At 44.7% G+C, this 1,675-nt stretch carries 2 tRNA genes and 1 pseudogene; all 3 read right to left on the reverse strand.

From position 1 onward, the window contains the following. Positions 1 to 342: 342 nt before the first annotated feature. A tRNA-Lys gene (locus tag RMO79_RS01500) sits at positions 343 to 415 on the reverse strand. 3 nt (positions 416 to 418) lie between these two features. Then, positions 419 to 488, reverse strand: a tRNA-OTHER gene (locus RMO79_RS01505). A 170-nt stretch (positions 489 to 658) separates the two neighbouring features. After that, positions 659 to 1,675 (reverse strand): annotated as a pseudogene (locus RMO79_RS01510) (dynamin); the annotation flags it as partial.

Raw genomic sequence — 1,675 nt, forward strand, 5'->3', positions numbered from 1 at the left:
CTCGATCGGCAGATATATCGTTCGTACTAATACCATCGTTCCCGCAGGAACGCCAATAATAGTAGCTGAAGGAAAATACTCAAATAAAAGATGCACGCGATCGCACTAGTACCAAACTGCTGCGAAATTCAGCCGCTAGGCGACTAAATTTTAGCAAAACGCCAACTTTACAGAGTTGAAAATAATGGACTCGAACCATATTGAGATTGCTCTCGTACCGTTTTTTAGCTTTCGCCAGCTTCGTTAAGAAGTTGCCTGATTTAACCTTTGGCTTGGTTCGGCTTGCGCCGCCTCATCCTAAGTAAGGTGCCTAACTTTAACCTCTTTGGCTGGAGGGTTTTGTTAAAAGTGCGGGACTCGAACCTGCTACCAATTGGCGAAACACCAACCGCTCTACCGAATGAGCTAACTTTTAGGTTGTACGATCTAGGACTCGAACCCAGGCTCGACCGATACCTCGGCTGCTTTACCAACTAAGCTAATCGCACGGCGGCTAATTTCAAACGACGGTACGCGCTCAGACCAAAGGCTGGCGCACCAGTCAGATATACAGAATCAGAACATTTGTCGGCAATTTCACCAGATTAATATTATAGCACAACTAAGTTGTTTTATGCATGAAATCGATTGAGATATTTACAACTTCTAATCTGCAAATCTAATTCGCTTGATGAGCGGGCATAGAAGATAGGATATCGATCGAACATCGTTCTAAAACCACCAAATTTTGTTGCTGTTGCGGATCGATTTGCCGATCGATCTTAATTTCTGGATCGATCGCCACCATTGCCCGATCGCGATAGGCTTTAATTGTTGCCATTGTCTCGGTATTCAATCTAAATAAATAATCCGCAGCAGCATCGAGATAAGCCTCCGATATTTCGGCATCATAATTACTATTACTATTGCTAGTATTGTCTGAAGGTCGATCTCCAGATAACTTATTAGCAATCGTCGTCGCACTACCCGCAACCACGGCACCTAACGGCCCACCCAATACCCAACCCAATCCGGTAGCCAGTGCTGTCGGGGTCAAACTATCGCGAGTAGATGTTTGTTCTGGTGGCGATGGCAGCGATGGTTCGGATAATAATAGTTCGGGTGGATCGGGTAAAACGATCTGCAATGGTGCGACTGAAGGAGTATTAAAAAAGCTTTCAGCTTTAGTTACCCAATCGTTAATTTCTTGTTGAGAATGTCGCAATCGCGGGCGAACGTTGCTCGATTCCCATTCACTAAAGCCTTGCTGTCTAATGACTGTAATTAGTGGAGCTTGATAAAAACCAATCAAGTTTGGTAAATACAACCATTGCTCGACATCTTTGAGACTATTTTCCCAGCCAGCTTTAATTAATTTTTGGGCTTGATTTTTGAGAGCTAATTCTCGATCGCATTTCTCTTTATTTTCATCAATTTCTGCTTTTAACTTAGCAATCTGCGCTTGTAATAAGCCTTGAATCTCCAATCCCAAAGATTGCAATACAGGCATCCGCACCTCGGCTAATTCCTCCCGCTGATGGGATACAATCGCCTGGAGTGCCGAAATAAACGCCGATAATCCCGATGTATGCAAAGTAGCGTCATCACCCTTCAGACGAGCGCGCAGAGCCGGGAGCGCATCAACGCGATAGAGGTTGCTAATCCCCGGCGGTAATTGCGATCGAAAACTTTCAGC

The organism is Chamaesiphon sp. VAR_48_metabat_403 (assembly GCF_031422475.1).
Taxonomy (GTDB): domain Bacteria; phylum Cyanobacteriota; class Cyanobacteriia; order Cyanobacteriales; family Chamaesiphonaceae; genus Chamaesiphon.